Source organism: Bradyrhizobium betae (assembly GCF_050632175.1).
Classification (GTDB): domain Bacteria; phylum Pseudomonadota; class Alphaproteobacteria; order Rhizobiales; family Xanthobacteraceae; genus Bradyrhizobium; species Bradyrhizobium betae_B.
This window is the reverse complement of sequence record NZ_CP192576.1, coordinates 6,423,718-6,438,642: the sequence shown is the minus strand read 5'-3', so window position 1 is coordinate 6,438,642 and position 14,925 is coordinate 6,423,718. Positions and strand designations below refer to the sequence as shown.

Annotated in this window: 11 protein-coding genes and 4 pseudogenes; 9 read left to right on the top strand and 6 right to left on the bottom strand. The window is 63.9% G+C overall.

Features of this window, described 5'->3' with window-relative positions; translation table 11 throughout:
- Positions 1 to 31: 31 nt before the first annotated feature.
- Together ACQ86E_RS30985 and ACQ86E_RS30980 are read right to left on the bottom strand one after the other, a co-directional pair.
- Positions 32 to 541 (bottom strand): TRAP transporter small permease, encoded by a 510-nt coding sequence (locus tag ACQ86E_RS30985; RefSeq protein WP_015686147.1) that lies wholly within the window; start codon positions 539 to 541, stop codon positions 32 to 34.
- Positions 542 to 615: 74 nt separating this feature from the next.
- Positions 616 to 1,635 carry a TRAP transporter substrate-binding protein gene (locus ACQ86E_RS30980; protein ID WP_431203182.1) on the bottom strand — a complete coding sequence of 340 codons (1,020 nt, stop codon included), beginning with the start codon at positions 1,633 to 1,635 and terminating at the stop codon, positions 616 to 618.
- 227 nt (positions 1,636 to 1,862) lie between these two features.
- Here ACQ86E_RS30980 and ACQ86E_RS30975 point away from each other — a divergent pair.
- The 4 genes and pseudogenes from ACQ86E_RS30975 to ACQ86E_RS30960 all read left to right on the top strand — a co-directional run bounded on the left by ACQ86E_RS30975 (position 1,863) and on the right by ACQ86E_RS30960 (position 5,371).
- Positions 1,863 to 2,523: pseudogene (locus ACQ86E_RS30975) on the top strand (GntR family transcriptional regulator).
- Positions 2,524 to 2,573: 50 nt separating this feature from the next.
- Positions 2,574 to 3,747: pseudogene (locus ACQ86E_RS30970) on the top strand (M24 family metallopeptidase).
- Positions 3,744 to 4,682 carry an SMP-30/gluconolactonase/LRE family protein gene (locus tag ACQ86E_RS30965; protein ID WP_431203181.1) on the top strand — a complete coding sequence of 313 codons (939 nt, stop codon included), beginning with the start codon at positions 3,744 to 3,746 and terminating at the stop codon, positions 4,680 to 4,682. Before ACQ86E_RS30970 ends, ACQ86E_RS30965 begins: the two are co-directional and overlap by 4 nt.
- Positions 4,683 to 4,879: 197 nt before the next feature.
- A complete protein-coding gene (locus ACQ86E_RS30960) occupies positions 4,880 to 5,371 on the top strand; it encodes a hypothetical protein (RefSeq protein ID WP_431203180.1) in 492 nt (163 codons plus the stop codon).
- 103 nt (positions 5,372 to 5,474) lie between these two features.
- Here ACQ86E_RS30960 and fsrB read toward each other — a convergent pair whose 3' ends face one another.
- Positions 5,475 to 6,764, bottom strand: coding sequence for a siderophore utilization protein FsrB (fsrB, locus tag ACQ86E_RS30955; protein WP_431203179.1), 1,290 nt, complete (start codon positions 6,762 to 6,764; stop codon positions 5,475 to 5,477).
- Between the two features lie 425 nt (positions 6,765 to 7,189).
- On the opposite strand from fsrB, the pseudogene ACQ86E_RS30950 reads away from it, so the two are divergent.
- Positions 7,190 to 7,752, top strand: a pseudogene (locus ACQ86E_RS30950) (helix-turn-helix domain-containing protein).
- 70 nt (positions 7,753 to 7,822) lie between these two features.
- On the opposite strand, the gene ACQ86E_RS30945 reads toward ACQ86E_RS30950, so the two are convergent.
- Positions 7,823 to 9,808, bottom strand: a complete 1,986-nt coding sequence (locus ACQ86E_RS30945; RefSeq protein ID WP_431203178.1) for a primary-amine oxidase — start codon at positions 9,806 to 9,808, stop codon at positions 7,823 to 7,825.
- A 370-nt stretch (positions 9,809 to 10,178) separates the two neighbouring features.
- Positions 10,179 to 10,751, bottom strand: a pseudogene (locus tag ACQ86E_RS30940) (serine hydrolase); the annotation flags it as partial.
- A gap of 455 nt (positions 10,752 to 11,206) precedes the next feature.
- Between ACQ86E_RS30940 and ACQ86E_RS30935 the strand changes: the two are divergent.
- Positions 11,207 to 12,196 (top strand): helix-turn-helix domain-containing protein, encoded by a 990-nt coding sequence (locus tag ACQ86E_RS30935; protein ID WP_431203177.1) that lies wholly within the window; start codon positions 11,207 to 11,209, stop codon positions 12,194 to 12,196.
- Between the two features lie 36 nt (positions 12,197 to 12,232).
- Here the strand turns inward: ACQ86E_RS30935 and ACQ86E_RS30930 are convergent, their stop codons facing one another.
- On the bottom strand, positions 12,233 to 13,039 hold the full coding sequence (locus ACQ86E_RS30930) for an enoyl-CoA hydratase/isomerase family protein (protein WP_431203176.1): 807 nt from the start codon (positions 13,037 to 13,039) through the stop codon (positions 12,233 to 12,235).
- Between the two features lie 117 nt (positions 13,040 to 13,156).
- Here ACQ86E_RS30930 and nthA point away from each other — a divergent pair, with 117 nt between their 5' ends.
- The 3 genes from nthA to ACQ86E_RS30915 are packed head-to-tail and all read left to right on the top strand — an operon-like array spanning position 13,157 to position 14,816.
- On the top strand, positions 13,157 to 13,783 hold the full coding sequence (nthA, locus tag ACQ86E_RS30925) for a nitrile hydratase subunit alpha (RefSeq protein ID WP_431203175.1): 627 nt from the start codon (positions 13,157 to 13,159) through the stop codon (positions 13,781 to 13,783).
- On the top strand, positions 13,780 to 14,442 hold the full coding sequence (gene nthB / locus ACQ86E_RS30920; protein WP_431203174.1) for a nitrile hydratase subunit beta: 663 nt from the start codon (positions 13,780 to 13,782) through the stop codon (positions 14,440 to 14,442). Before nthA ends, nthB begins: the two co-directional genes overlap by 4 nt.
- Positions 14,439 to 14,816, top strand: coding sequence for a nitrile hydratase accessory protein (locus tag ACQ86E_RS30915; RefSeq protein ID WP_143845174.1), 378 nt, complete (start codon positions 14,439 to 14,441; stop codon positions 14,814 to 14,816). Before nthB ends, ACQ86E_RS30915 begins: the two co-directional genes overlap by 4 nt.
- Positions 14,817 to 14,925: the final 109 nt, after the last annotated feature.

Sequence of the window (14,925 nt, the reverse complement as noted above, 5' to 3'; positions counted from 1 at the left end):
TGAGCGCGGCCTTGCACGATCTGACGAGACATCAGTGCTCTTCCGATTCCTTGACGGCTACCATGTCGGCCTCGCTTGCCTGTCCCGTGAGCACGCGGATGAGGTCGTAAAGGAGGATGACCCCGGTCGACACGCCGAAGATCACGCCAACCGCGTAGAAGATGGCCATCGAAAGGCCCGTGGCCGGCGCGCGGTCGTCGAGATTGATGATGGTCTGGCGCCAACTGCCGGAGAGCAGCAGCCAGTCGGCAAACAGCATCAGGCAATAATTGACGATGAAGCAGATGCGCTTGCCGGAGGCCGGCAGCATCCGGACCAGGGTGTCGACGCCGAGATGGGCGTGCTCGCGCATCGCGACGATGGCGCCGAGGAAAGTCAGCCAGACCAGCAGCCAGCGCGACAGCTCCTCGGAAATCGTGATGCCGGAGTTGAAGCCGTAGCGCAGCACGACGTTGCCGAACACCAGCACCACCATGACGGCAAGACACGCGGCGATGACGGCCTTCAGGAACGTGCAATAAAGATCGAGAGCTCGCGCCATGCGTGACGTCCGGGCAAATGAGGGTGTGAGCCGGCCGGTGGCCGGCTCTGCTGCTTTGCGCGTTCGAGAATAGACTACTTCACGTCCTTGCGGATGCGCTCGACCTCTTCGTTGAAGAGCTTCACCGTATCGGACCGAAGATTGGCCGAAATCTTGTCCACGACCGGTTGCACCGCCTTCCGCATCCGCTCGGTCTCCTCGGGCGCGATCGCATTGTACTGCATGCCCTTGGCCTGCAATTCCGCCAGGGCCTTCTCGGTCTGAAGACGCGTCTGCTCCTTCTGATAGCCGCGGCTTTCTTCATAAGCCTCGCGCATCAGCTTCTGCTCGGTCGGCGACAGCTTGTCCCAGAACATCTTGCTCACCAGGATGATGTTCAGGGTGAAAGTATGGTTCGTCGCGGAGACGTATTTCTGCACTTCGTAGAATTTGTTGGAGAGAATGACCGTGTAGGGATTCTCCTGGCCGTCGACGGTGCGGGTCTCCAGCGCCGAATACAGCTCGCCGAAGGCCATCGGGACCGGATTGGCCTTAAAGGCGCTAAAGCTCTCAAGATAGACCGGGTTCGGGATCACGCGAAGCTTGAGCCCGCTGAAGTCCTCGACCTTGGTGATCGGGCGGGTGCTGTTGGTGACGTTGCGAAAGCCCAGGCCCCAATAGCCGAGACCGGTCAGCCCCTTCGAAGGCAGCGTATCGAGCATCGCCGTGCCGAATTTGCCGGTCGCGAGCGCGTCAGCCTGCTCGGTCGTGTTGAAGAGGAACGGGAAATCGATCAGGCCGAACTCGGGCACGACGGTCGCCAGCGATGTGGTCGAGGCCGACAGCATTTCCTGGGTGCCACCGCGCAGCGCGGATTGCTGCTGCAATTCGTTCCCGAGCTGCGAGGCCGCGAACTCGCGGACCTTCATCTTGCCCCCGCTCTTCGCCAGCAGGATCTCGGCAAACTTCTGCACGCCAAAGCTGACGGGGTGATCGGTATTGTTCAGGTGGCCCCACCTGATCGTCCGCTCCTGAATGTCATCGGCGGCGGATGCGCCGACCGTCAGCGCCACGCAGATCGCCGTCGCAGACAGCGCCCGTACCAACAAGCTCATCGTTTCCTCCCTGTTCACCGGGCACGAACGACGGCTTAAGCCATTATTTTCCGTACCCTCAGCTTATTTAGACATCATACATATATTTCCATGTCAAACGACAAAATTGGTTTCATATGAGATTTTAAACGACGTCAGACATCATGAGTCTGCTATATTGCTGGCAACATTGATGGTTCGGCCGCCTCAGGGAGGCCGGCAATCCTGGCAAGCGGGACGAGAAACGCATGACGTCACTTGCGGAACGGCCAATGTCGGCGGGCGACAGCGGCTATCAGCGCATTCGCTCCGACATCATTTTCGGCGTACTCACGCCCTCGGGGCGTCTCCGGCTCGACGCGATGAAGGAGGATTACGGCGTCAGCATCTCGACGCTGCGCGAGATCCTCAATCGCCTGACCTCCGAAGGCTTTGTGGTTGCCGAAGGCCAGCGCGGATCTCGAGGTGGCGCCCATCTCGATCCAGAACCTGCGCGAGCTCGCCGACCTGCGCATCCTGCTGGAGCATCATGCAATGGCCGAGTCGTTCCGCGCCGGCGACGTCGAGTGGGAGGGGCGCGTGGTATCCGCGCATCACAAGCTGGCGGCGACCGAACGCACTGTCCTGAAGGAGGGCGACGATCCCGAGCTGCGCAAGCGCTATGACGGCGAATTCCACCAGGCGTTGATTTCAAGCTGCGGGTCGCGTGAGTTGATGCATACCCACTCGGTCGTGTTCGACAAATATTTCCGCTATGCCCTGCGCTATCGCGGCGCGGAGACGATCAACCAGCACAAGGCCCTGCTGGAAGCCGCGCTGAAGCGGGACATCAAGAGCGCCAGGACCGTCCTCAGCGACCACATCAATGGCTGCGTCGCGCATGCGCTGTCCTCCTGGAAGGACAACTGACCGCCCTCTCCCGCCGCGAAGATCAAGTCGTCGACGAAAAAGAACGATCAATGCCCTCCAAAATTCCATTCTCCACGACCAGGCTTGACGGCCTGCTCGACGCTTCAGGCATCGACGTCCTGATCGTCACCTCCAGGCACAACATTCAGTACCTTCTGGGCGGCTACCATCACTTCCAGTTCGACTACATGGAAGCGATCGGAATCAGTCGGTTTCTGCCCGTCTTCGTCTATGTGAAAGGCGCGCTGGACAAGTCGGCCTACATCGCCAACCGCAACGAACGGGACAGCATCCAGAACAGGACGGAAGCCGGATACTGGATGCCGCCGGTCGTGTTCGGTTCGTCAAGCTCGACCGAAGCGATGGCGCTCGCTCTCGAGCTATGTCAGAGCGATCGCGACGCCCACATTTCGTATCGGGATCGAGATGTCGTTCCTGCCGACCGATGCGGCGGACGTGCTGCGCCGGGAGCTGCCCGATTGCCGGCTCGTCGAGGCGATGCGCCCGCTCGAGAAGCTGCGATCGATCAAGACCGCGGCCGAGTTGGAGATCCTCCGCGAAGCGTCCGAGCGGGTGGTCGCCTCCATGCTGGACGCGGTCAACCGCGCCCGGCCCGGACACAGCAAGCGCGAGATCATCGCTCATCTGCGGCAAGCCGAGCTGTCCCGCGACATGATCTTCGAATACGCCCTGGTGACCATGGGGACGAATCTCAACCGCGCTCCCTCGGACCAGCGTCTCGTGCCGGGCGACATCGTCTCGCTGGATTCAGGCGGCAACTACCGGGGCTACATCGGCGATCTCTGCCGGATGGCCGTGCATGGGACGCCCGATGGCGAACTGGTCGATCTGCTCGCGGAAGTCGATATGATCCAGCAAGCGGCCCGCTCGCCGATACGGGCAGGTCTTGTCGGTACCGAGATCTACACCGCCGCGAACGACGCGCTGGCGCGATCCGCCCACGGCAAGCAAATGCACTTCGTCGCCCATGGCATGGGCATCGTCAGCCACGAAGCGCCCCGCCTGACGTCGAACGGTCCCATTCCCTATCCCGCCGACGACGCCGACGCGCCGCTGGAAGCCGGCATGATCATCTCGATTGAGACCACGTTGCCTCACAAGCGACGGGGCTTCATCAAGCTCGAGGATACGATCGCCGTGACCGCGGACGGTCATCAGGCGTTTGGCGACGGCGCGCGCGGCTGGAACCGGATTCCGGGATGACGGCGAATTCGATCCCCGCACATCGAGTCGAGACCGCGGTCGCCAGCACGGACATCCTTGGCGAGACGCCGTTGTGGTGCGACCGGTCACGCAAGCTGTGGTGGGTCGACATCGACGGCCGGCTTCATCAATCCTTCGATCCGGCGACGGGCGTCCATCATGTGTCCTCCCATGATTGCCAATTCCTCGGCAGTCAGGCCCTGACGGCGGATGGCTCGCATCTGCTCGCGCAGGATTTGCGTCTGTCCCGTCGCTCGTCCGACGGCGTCCCTCCCGCTCATTTCTGCGAGATCGAGAACGGCCCGGATAACCGCCTCAACGACGGCCGCGTCGACGCGCGCGGCCGCCTGTGGATCGGCACCATGGACAATCAGCTGCACCGGCCGAACGGCGCGCTGTATCGCGTGACCGGAGACGGTCACGTAATGCGGATCTTCGGCGATGTCATCGTGACCAACGGGATCGCGTTCGCGCCCGACAATCGTACGCTCTATTTCACGGACACGCGGCAATATCGCACCTGGGCATTCGACTTCGATCTCGACGACGGCGTGATCGGTAACAGGCGCCTATTTGCCGACTATAGCGCTTCAGGAGAGAGACCCGACGGTGCCTGCGTTGACGTTGACGGCGGGCTGTGGACGGCGTTCTTCGCGGGCGGCCGGATCGCGCGCTATCGCCCGGACGGGCAGATCGACACCATCATCCCGTTGCCCGTGACCAATCCGACCTGCCTGTGCTTCGGCGGAGATGATCTCAAAACACTGTTCGTGACGACGGCCAGAAAGTTTCTGGATACGCAGCGGCTGAGCATCGAACCTCAGGCGGGGCATCTGCTTGCCATTCACGGCGTCGCGCAGGGGCTGCCGGAGCACCGGTTCTCGATCAGTGGCATTGTTGACCGAAGCAGCACGCATGTTCGCGCTCAGAGCTAGGATCGTGTCCGGTTATCTTTACGTAGCATTGCGCTGCTTTGCGAATGTTTCCGATCAGTAAAACCAAATTTGTTTGATCGATCCGTGCTCTCGTTGCGCTGGATCAAGTCACGCAGGCGTTCCCGGATCATTGTTGCAGAGATGCCGGCTGCGCCGAAGAGAGCTGCGCGGCCCGGAAGTGCATTTGGAGAGTTGTCATGAAGTCGTCTAGGACTGCGCTTGTTGCGTTCATCGTCGCTGCCTCACCCTGGTTTGTCGCGCCTCTCGCGGCGGCGCCGGCAACCTCCGCGCTGATGCTGCGCAGCGCAGCGGCATCATCGGTGGAGACGGTGCAATATCGCCGCGGCTGGCGTGGCCACTATCATGGTGGTGCGGGCATTGGAATTGGTGCAGGAATCGCTGGCGCGCTGATCGGCGGGGCAATTATTGGCGCTACCCAGCCCTACGGCTATTACGGCTACCCTCCGGGCTATTATGGTCCGGCCTATGTCGCCCCGCCCCCTATGTCGATGGCGACGCGGTCGGCTATTGCGCGCAACGTTTCAGGTCCTACGACCTGTATTCCGGCACCTATCTCGGCTACGACGGCCTACGACATCCCTGCCCGTGAGGATGACAGCCTGAGTTTCGGCAGTCTGATAGGATGCGGGTCGATCAGGCTGCCTGCAGGCATTCGAAGCCGTCATTGATCGACACCTTGCTGTTCATGCAGCGGCCTCCGAGCAACATCGTTGCCGCGCTCGGCCGCCATCGTCGTGCTGGTGGTCGAGTTGGCGGTGGCTTGCGTGAGCCCTACTCCGCCGGCGTGAGCTGCCGGCTCAGGCGCACCGCAGCGGTCTCGCGCACACGGATGCGTGCCCTGCGCTTGCGCCACCAGATCACGACACCGGTGACCGAGAGGGCCGCCACCACCAGGCCCATGATCGAGATCAGGATCCGGCCGAACAGTCCGACGATGCGGCCCGAATGCAGCGGAAACTGCGCCTGCACGAAGATGTCGGCGGCGGTGCCGACCCAGGGCAGCCGCTCGCCGAGCGGACGGCCATCCTCGCTGTCGTAGTAGAGCTGCGCTGGACCGACGCCGCCGGCGCCGTGATCGTCGCCGGGATGGAAATAGGCCGCGGCATAGACGCCATGGGCGGGGCCATAGCTGATCGCACCGACCGGAATGGTCCAACCTCGCGCCTTGCCGTCGGCCGCCGCCCGCGCGGCGATCTCGGCGAAGGTCATCTTGGGCTCGATCGGATCGTCGAGATCGCGGTACGGCCGCTGCTCATACGGCGTCGGCGTGTAGTTCGACACCATCTTCATCAGCGGCGAGAACACCTCGAAATACAGATTCAGCGAGAACGCCGTGAAGGCAATGACGAACACCAGGCCCCATGTCCACAGGCTGAAGGCGCGGTGGATGTCGAAATTGATCCGGTAGGCGCTGCCTGACGTCTTGATGGTCCATGCCGGCGCCCAGCGCGCCCAGAAGCCGCGATCGAGCTGGCGCGTCACCTGCGGCCCCCGCGCGGCCTTCCTTTTTCGCCGCGACGGCAGCGTCAGATAAAAACCGAGGAAGCAGTCGATGGTCCAGATGATCGCGATGATTCCGAGCACGCGCATGCCCCAGCGGTCGCTGCCCCAGAACTCCGGAATGTGCATGGTGTAATGGAGCTTGTAGAGGAACGAGACGAGGTTCTCGCGCGTCACCGGCCACACTGCGCCCCAATAGCGCCGGCCGAGCTCAACTCCGGTGCTGGGATCGAGGAAGACCTGGTTGTAATCGAGTGGATAGCGCTTGCCAGTCGCGGGATCGATCCGCGGCATGATGAAGAACCACAGCGAGTGTCCCTGCTCCGGCGTCATGAACAGATAAGTCACTCGCGCCCTGGGATCGCGCTGCTCGATCAGCCTCGCAAGCTCAATCGAGGGGATCGCCGGGCCCCTGGTCGAGACGTCGAACAGATGGCTGTTCAGGACGTCGTCGATCTCGTGGTCCCATGAGATGATCGCGCCGGTGATGCCGGAGAAGAACAGGAAGCCGGCCGTCAGCAGTCCCGCCCAGCGATGCAGCTTGCCGAATATCGCTCTCATCGCTCAGGTCTCATTCCGAAGGTCCGGCCCCCATTGCCGGACGACCCCACGCACCGCCGGGTTTGCCGGCATCGTTTTGGGTGTCTCGCCCTAACGCAGCCGATTTCGGAGCGCGATAGGAACAGCGTTAGAATTTCTCCAGACCAGTGTGCAGCAGGTGCGGCGAATGCGCTCACGCACGAACAGGCGTGCACGGTTCGTTGGATCTGGAATTGTTCTAGACGAACTGGCGCGGTCGATCGAATGGAACGTCCGGCGACATCGAAGGCCTACGCGGAGAACGGATCCTTTACCATGCCCTCGCCGCTTGATTGAGCCTGAGGAGCCCCGGCGGTAGACTATGTTGCGGGATATTTCAGTCGCGTTGCGGGACGCGCCGCAATGTTCTTCGCCAGCGCGTGCTGGGCATCCGGGGTTCGAGATCCATGAGCGAATTGCGCGCTGCGACCAGGCAATCCACGGCCAGGACCGGGATTATCGAGTTTGACGGCGCCAGGGGGCCGTCAGCATCCCCTGCACGATCTGTGACGTATCAGGCACGGGAGCGAGACTGAAGCTCGACTGGTCGCTGTCGTTTCCGAAAGAGGCCACGCTGGTCTTTGCCGACGGGCTGCGGAAGACCTGCCGTGTCGCGTGGCAGAAGCGACGGTTGCTCGGCGTTGCGTTCGCCGATGGCGTTGCCAGCCCGGACGAGCAGGCCCTCATGATGACCGACGAAGAGCAGGCTCTGCATCGGAAGCATATCGGCGCGCAGGTCAAAGCCGCGCGGGAGGCGCGTGGTTATACCGAGATCCAGATTGCGAATTTCCTCGCTGTCTCGCCCGAGTTCGTGTCACGTGCCGAGAGCGGTGAGATGAGCATCCCTCTTCACCAGCTCACACATATTGCCGATCTGTTGCTGGTCGACCTCGATAATCTCATTGCCGGACCGGCGTCGATCGGATTGGCGCCGGACGGCGCGCGCGGCAGCGATCTCGAACTGGCGTAGTCGGCCGTCCCGATCGGCTTGCGGCCAATCGTCGAAATTCGACGTTGCGGATCGAGGCCAGTATCCGCATCTAGCCCTTGTGGCAGCATGAGCTGCTGCCGCCTTTCTCCTCGCCCGCGAGCACGCTGCGGCTGTTACGATCAGGCGGGATGTCGCCGGCTGCATTGGCGGCGAAGAAACCGGTGGGCTTCAGTATGAAGCCGGCATATTCGACCGGCATGATCGGAAAGTCCTCGGGCTTGCAGACATGGGTGTGGCCGAAGGAGTGCCACACCACGATGTCGGTATTTTCGATATTGCGGTTCTGCGCGGCGTAGCGCGGCAGGCCGTCGCCGCCGGCGTGGACGTTGGGATAGTCGCCGCTGGCGTATTTCTCGTCCGCATTGAACGCCGTCACCCAGACGTGTTTGGTCGCGAAGCCGCCGCGCTTGCGCACGTAGCTGCCTTCCTGCGCCAGCATCAGCGGGCTCGGATTGACGACGAGCTTGTAGGCCGGCGCATTGCCGACCGAATTGGTCTCGTTGGGATTGCTGATCTTCCAGAACCGGCCGGTCTCGCCATTGGCAATTGCCGCGGCGTCGCGCTCGCGGGACAGCACGCGCGTCGTGGTGTCGAACGCGTTGCCATGGGGATTGTCCGCGCCCCAGGGCCGCGGCACGAACTCGTGCTCGGTGACGGTGTTGCCGCCGCCGTCGAGATCCATGTGCATGCGCACGTTGAAGAAGTGCTGGTGCGTCGGACCGCCGAGATTGTCGTCGACCATGCCGCCCCATTTGTACGTCTGGCCGGATGGCACCGCGGCGGTCTGGATGATGCCGGTGAGCTTTGCCTCGAGCTGGATCGTGCCGTCCTGGTAGAGGTACCAATAGAAGCCGTAGTCGTAATTGCCGACCGTGGCGAAGAACGAGATGACGAGGCGGCGCGAACGGCGGACCTCGAACAGGCCGTTGCGGAATTCGTAGTGTTTCCAGGCAATTCCGTAGTCTTCTTCATGCATGCAGATCGCGTTCTGCATGACGAATGGCTCACCCTTGTTGTCGGCGGCCGGCACGTCGAAATAATGGATGTTGCCGAGGCAGTCGCAGCCGAGCTCAAGCGCGTTGGCGAGCATGCCGAGGCCGTATTCGCCGGCGTCGAACGCCGACTTCCAGAAATGGTTCTCGGTCGGGTCGGCATAGGGCACCACCATCTCGGTGACGCTGGCGCGATGGATCAGCGAGCGCTTTCGGGGACCGTCCTGATAGCCGAGCTGATGCAACACAAGGCCCTCGCGCGGCGTGAACCCGACGCGAAAGCTCCATTTCTGCCAGTCGACCTTCCAGCCATCGACCTTGAAGCTTGCACCCTCGGGCTGCTCGATATGCAGCGGCTTGATGTCGGTGCGCGGGTTCTTCACCTCATGCGCGCCGTAGTTGCGCTTCTTGCGCGGGATCGGCACGATCGGATCGGCGTCCGTGAGGTGAATGACCTTGCCGGCGATCAGGTCGACGACGGCGACGACGCCCTCGATCGGGTGCGCATAGCCGTTGTCCTGAAGGTGCTCACGGAAAAAGCTGACGGCGCGGACGATGCGCGCGCCGCGCTCGAACTCCATGTCGAAGAAGCCCGAGGAAAACGGGTCGACCTGGACCAGCTCGATGTCCTTGTCGGTCAGCCCGCGCCGAACCATCGCCGCGCGCCAGCCGGGGTCGGCCTTGACCACGGCCTCGCACTTGAAGAACTCTTCGAGCATCACCGGCGGCTGCCCGTAGGGCGCCTCGCGATTGGGGATGACCTTGCGCGCGACGATCTCATCGCGGCCGAGATCGACGATGTGCTCGATCGCCTCGCCCGTAGTGATGTCCAGCGTCAGAACGAAAGCGCGGCGCCCTGCTGTATCAGCGGCCAGCTGCTGCTTGGTCGGCTCCTCCAGTCGCACGGTCGGGAAGCGGCAATTCTCCGGCGAGGCCGCAGCAGCGCGCACCAGCGTGCACGCTGCCGTGATCTCCTCGGCGGTCAACGGATCGAGCGCATGCGGGGTTGCAGTTTGCGCGGCGGATTTGACGGTGTCGAGCATGGTGATGTCCAGAGGTCAGCGCGGGGCGAGATGCGTGGTGATGGCGCGGAAGGCCGCGAGCCAGCGGTGGTCGAGCGGAATGTCCATCGCCTTGGGCTGGGTCGCGAGCTTGACGATGACGGTGTCGGTGACAGCGTCGATGTAGAGCCACTGGCCGTGGATGCCGATTGCGGCGAGATCGTTGCGCGCGGGATCGATCGTGTACCATTTGCTTCGGTAGCGGGCGCCCGGGAAGATGTCGGCGAGGTCGCCGTCGGTCCAGGCCTGGTGATCGCCGTTCTCGTGAATGTCGTCGATCCACCAGCCCGGCACCACCTGCCGTCCCTCGACCAGGCCGCGATTGCGGATCATCTCGCCGAAGCGCAGCAGATCGCGCGCCGTGACCGAGAGACCGCCGGCGATGCGGCCCATGCCGTGGCTGTCGAGTGTGAGTGAGCCATCCTCCTCGGCGCCCAGGGGCTGCCAGAGATATTCGGAGAGGATCTCGCGGATAAGGCATGCCGCAGGCGCGCTCATAGACCCAGCCCAGCACCTCGGTGTTGGTCGAGACGTAGTGGAACACCTTGCCATGCGGCTTGCCGGTGCCGCGTAGCGTGGTGAGATAGGCGCGCTGATGGCCGGGCTCGACGCCCGGCGGCGGAACGTCCCAGCCCGAAGAGAAGCGATAGCGCGCGACGTCGCCGGCGGGGTCCTCATAGTCCTCCTCGAACTTGATCGCGACCGCCATGTCGAGGACGTTGCGAACGGTGCAGCTGCCGTAGACAGAATTCTCAAGTTCCGGCACGTAGCGCACCACCCTCGCCTCGGGATCGAGCAGCCCGCGCGCCGCAAGGACGCCGCCGAGCGTGCCGGCGATCGACTTGCTGATCGAGCAGACCAGATGCGGCGTGGTCGCGCTCATGCCGTCGCCGTACCATTCGTGGATCAGCGTACCCCGGTGCATGACGAGGAGCGCATCGCCAAAGGTCTCGCGTAAGCTGGCCTCGATCGTGGTCGGCTGGCCGTCGGGCGCTGTGAAGCTGAGCTTCTGAAGCTCGTGCGGCGCGCTTCGTATCGGCGTCGGGTGGGCTGAGCGGCGGACCTCGGCGGTCGGCAGCACCTCGCGGGTGTGGGTAAAGCCCCAGCGGATGGCAGGAAAACTGCGCCAGTTGGCGCGGGTCACCTGGGCCTCTGGCGCGGGCGGGCTGCCGCGCATGATCTCGGTCGTTCGCATCTCGATCCCTCCGCGAAGCGCCATCCCGACCCCGGTGTCGGGAAAAGCTGCGACGCGAAGACTGCACGTCGGCGAGACCGGGCGTTATCGAGATCCAGCAATATTTTGCTGGACAGGCAGCATGGTCGTGCCAGTCTGGCGTGGTTCTTGCTAGCTGCTAGACTTGCAAATTCCGACGTAGTATCATGGCCTTAAGCGCAATTCTTCCGATTCAGGACTCAGCTTCCAATCTGCTTCAGGCCAGCAGTACGGACGTCGACGAGCACTGCGCGAGCCTCGGACGTTGGCGGCTGAGCTACGATCAGATCAGCGCCGGAGCCTTCAAAGGCAGTTTCACGCAGTTGTCCTTGCCCCGGGTCGAGGTATTCCGCGAGATCACCAGCCAGCAGGTGCGCCAGTACGGCCAGCTCGGTGCCGACAGCTTTGCCATCGGCCTGCCCTGGGACGGAGACGGCGAACTCAGCTGCAACGGGAGCAGCGCCAAGGGCGCCCGCGTGCTCGCCAGCATCGACGCCGAGATCGACATGTGTACGCCGAAGGCTTTCGAGCTGCGCGGCGTCGTTGCGGGCACGGTGTTGATCGCGGAGCTTGCAGCCCGGCTCGATATCGAGTTGCCGCGCGCCGTCTGGCACCAGTTGCGGGTGATCGAGACCGAGGAAGCACCGGTCGCGCGGCTGCGCGCCCTTCTGACCGCGATTCAAGAGACCATCACGACTGTCCCGGAAAGGTTCGATGACCCCGTGGCGCGGCAGGCGCTGGAAGACGCCCTCCTCGTCGAGATCATGGACATGTTGCCGACGGCACGCGCCAGCGACCCCGGTCGCAGCTCAGCGGCCCGGAGGCGCACCGTCGATCGTGCCCGCGAGCTGATGCATGGCTGCGGCGATCGTGCGCTGTCAATTCTGGAGGTCTGCAAGGCAGTCGGCGCGAGCCCGCGCAAGCTCGGCTATTGCTTCCAGGAAGTCGTGGGTACCAGCCCGATGCACTATTGGCGCGCGATGCGCCTGAACCGCGTGCGGCGGGATCTCAAGCGCGCCGGCGACACCGACGTTTCCGTTTACGACGTGGCGGTACAGCACGGCTTCTGGCACTTCAGCCAGTTCTCGCTCGACTACAAGCGCCACTTTTCCGAGCTGCCCTCGGAGACGCTGCGGCGCGCCAGGCTGGCTGCGTGACGCACCGTTCGATGCCTTGCTTATACCACGGCTTGCCTATCGCCCGCGGAAGCTGGGCTTGCGCCGCGTCAGGAACGCATCGACGCCCTCCTTGTGGTCCTCGCTGAGGCTTGCGAGGGCAAACTGGTCGACGTCCATGTGGCTCGCCAGATCGTCCAGCGCGTGCGCGAGCCGGTTGACGGTGAGCTTCGTCATCGCGACCGAGAGCGGCGGCTGCGCGGCGACCTTGCGCGCAAGCTCCATGGCGGCATCGAACGCATGGCCGGGGTCGACCACCTGTTCGACCAGGCCCCATTCGTAGGCCTCGTCCGCCGAGATGCGTTGATCGGCCAGGATCACCGCCTGCTTGGTGCGGGCCGGGCCGATCAGATGCAACATGCGCGGGATGCTCTGCCAGCTCATGTTCATGCCGAGCCCGACCTCGGGTACGCGCAAATGCGCGTCGCGGCCCATGACGCGGAAGTCGAGCGCCACGGCCAGAGCCACGCCGCCGCCGACGCAAAACCCCTCGATCGCCGCGATCGTGATCTGCTCCATCTCCTGCCAGGCGTGCGTGAGGCGCGGCCCGAGCTTGAGGTGCCGCCTGAGCGTGCCGAGGTCCATGTCCTTGCGCGCACGCCCCTCGGGGTCCTTGAGGTCGAAGCCGGCGCTGAACGCGCTGGTGCTGCCCGTCAGCACCACGACGGAGGTCGCGGAATCGTCCTCGAAGCTGCGCGCGGCCGCGGTGAGCTGGCGCAGTGCTTCCGGTGACAGCGCGTTGATGCCGTCGCCGCGGTCGAACCGCACGATCGCGATCCGCCCGTCCGGCCCGAGGCCCTTCTCGATCTTCACATAATCCGTCAAGGCAATCTCCCCGCTTCTTGTTGGTCTCGATTACCGATGTCCGGTCCGCCGATGCCGGCAATGTTAGCAGAGTCTTCGCCTCGACAACGCCCGGATTCTGGGACTATCTTCATACCCATGAGCGAGCATCATCATCACCACGATCACGACCATTCCGAGCTGTCGGAGACCGAGCTGCGCGTGCGCGCGCTCGAGACGATTCTGACCGAAAAAGGCTATGTCGAGCCGGCTGCGCTCGACGCCATCATCCAGGCCTACGAGACCAAGATCGGCCCGCATAACGGCGCGCGCGTCGTCGCCAAGGCCTGGACCGATCCGGCCTTCAAGGCGGCGCTGCTGGAGGACGGCAGCAAGGCCATCGGCACGCTCGGCCATGTCAGCCGCGTCGGCGACCATCTCGTCGTGGTCGAGAACACCCCTGAGCGCCACAACATGGTCGTGTGCACACTGTGCTCCTGCTACCCCTGGGAAATGCTGGGGCTGCCGCCGGTCTGGTACAAGGCCTCGCCCTATCGCTCGCGCGCGGTCAAGGACCCGCGCGGCGTGCTCGCCGATTTCGACGTCACGTTGCCGAAGGACATGGAAATCCGCGTCTGGGACTCGACCGCCGAGACGCGCTTCCTGGTGCTGCCGATGCGGCCCGAGGGGACCGAAGGCTGGAGCGAGGAGCAGCTCGCAGAACTCGTCACGCGCGATTCCATGATCGGCACCGGCTTCCCCAAAACGCCCGGAGCGCCCTCATGAACGGCGTGCACGACATGGGCGGCATGGACGGGTTCGGCAAGGTCGAGCCCGAGCCGAACGAGCCGATGTTTCACGCCGATTGGGAATCGCGCGTCCTTGCCATGGTGCGCGCGATGGGCGCGGCCGGCGCCTTCAACATCGACACCTCCCGCTTCTATCGCGAAACGCTGCCACCGGACGTTTATCTGTCGAGCTCCTACTACAAGAAATGGTTTCTCGGCCTCGAAGAGATGTTGGTCGAAAAGGGCTACCTCACCCGTGAGGAAGTCGCCGCCGGCCACGCCATGCAGCCCGGCAAGGCGCTCAAGCACGGCAAGTTCGATCTTGGCCAGGTCGAGCGCGTGATGGTGCGCGGCAAGTTCGGCCGCGCCGCGCCTGCGCCCGCAAAGTTCAAGATCGGCGACCGCGTGCGCGCGAAGAACATCCACCCGGCCACCCATACGCGGCTGCCGCGCTACGTGCGCGGCCATGTCGGTGTCGTCGAGCTGAATCACGGCTGCCACGTGTTTCCGGACTCAGCGGCGATGGAGCTCGGCGAAAATCCGCAATGGCTCTACACGGTCGTGTTCGAAGGCCGCGATCTCTGGGGTGAAGATGGCGATCCGACCCTCAAGGTCTCGATCGACGCGTTCGAGCCCTATCTGGACCCGGCGTCATGAGCAGCGCGCTTGCGGCCGCCGCCACGGCGGCCATTCCGAGCATCCCGCGCGACGACGAGGGCCCGGTGTTCCGCGCCCCCTGGGAGGCCCATGCCTTCGCGATGGCATTGAGCCTGCACGATCGCGGCGTGTTCACCTGGCCGGAATGGGCCGCGGCCCTCGCCGACGAGATCAAGCGCGCACAGGCCGCAGGCGATCCTGACACCGGCGAGACCTACTACCTGCACTGGCTCGCCACGCTGGAAGGCCTCGTCGCGCGCAAAGGCGTTGCCTCGATGGACACGTTGCACCGCTACCGCGACGCCTGGGACCACGCGGCGGACCGCACCCCGCACGGCAAGCCGATCGAGCTGCGGCCGGAAGACTTTGGTTAGCTGGCGCACGCCCCGCGGCCTGCGCGCGCTTTGCATCTAATCTAATATCGGCTTGTTGACCGCGGGCAAACGCGCGGGATAACGCATCCAGGTATCAACCGTCGTCATC

Coding starts and splice junctions, on each gene's coding strand:
- nthB (WP_431203174.1), top strand. CDS start 13,780: ATGAACGGCGTGCACGACATGGGCGGCATGGACGGGTTCGGCAAGGTC.
- ACQ86E_RS30985 (WP_015686147.1), bottom strand. CDS start 541: ATGGCGCGAGCTCTCGATCTTTATTGCACGTTCCTGAAGGCCGTCATC.
- ACQ86E_RS30960 (WP_431203180.1), top strand. CDS start 4,880: ATGAAGTCGTCTAGGACTGCGCTTGTTGCGTTCATCGTCGCTGCCTCA.
- ACQ86E_RS30965 (WP_431203181.1), top strand. CDS start 3,744: ATGACGGCGAATTCGATCCCCGCACATCGAGTCGAGACCGCGGTCGCC.
- ACQ86E_RS30945 (WP_431203178.1), bottom strand. CDS start 9,808: ATGCTCGACACCGTCAAATCCGCCGCGCAAACTGCAACCCCGCATGCG.
- nthA (WP_431203175.1), top strand. CDS start 13,157: ATGAGCGAGCATCATCATCACCACGATCACGACCATTCCGAGCTGTCG.
- fsrB (WP_431203179.1), bottom strand. CDS start 6,764: ATGAGAGCGATATTCGGCAAGCTGCATCGCTGGGCGGGACTGCTGACG.
- ACQ86E_RS30980 (WP_431203182.1), bottom strand. CDS start 1,635: ATGAGCTTGTTGGTACGGGCGCTGTCTGCGACGGCGATCTGCGTGGCG.
- ACQ86E_RS30935 (WP_431203177.1), top strand. CDS start 11,207: ATGGCCTTAAGCGCAATTCTTCCGATTCAGGACTCAGCTTCCAATCTG.
- ACQ86E_RS30915 (WP_143845174.1), top strand. CDS start 14,439: ATGAGCAGCGCGCTTGCGGCCGCCGCCACGGCGGCCATTCCGAGCATC.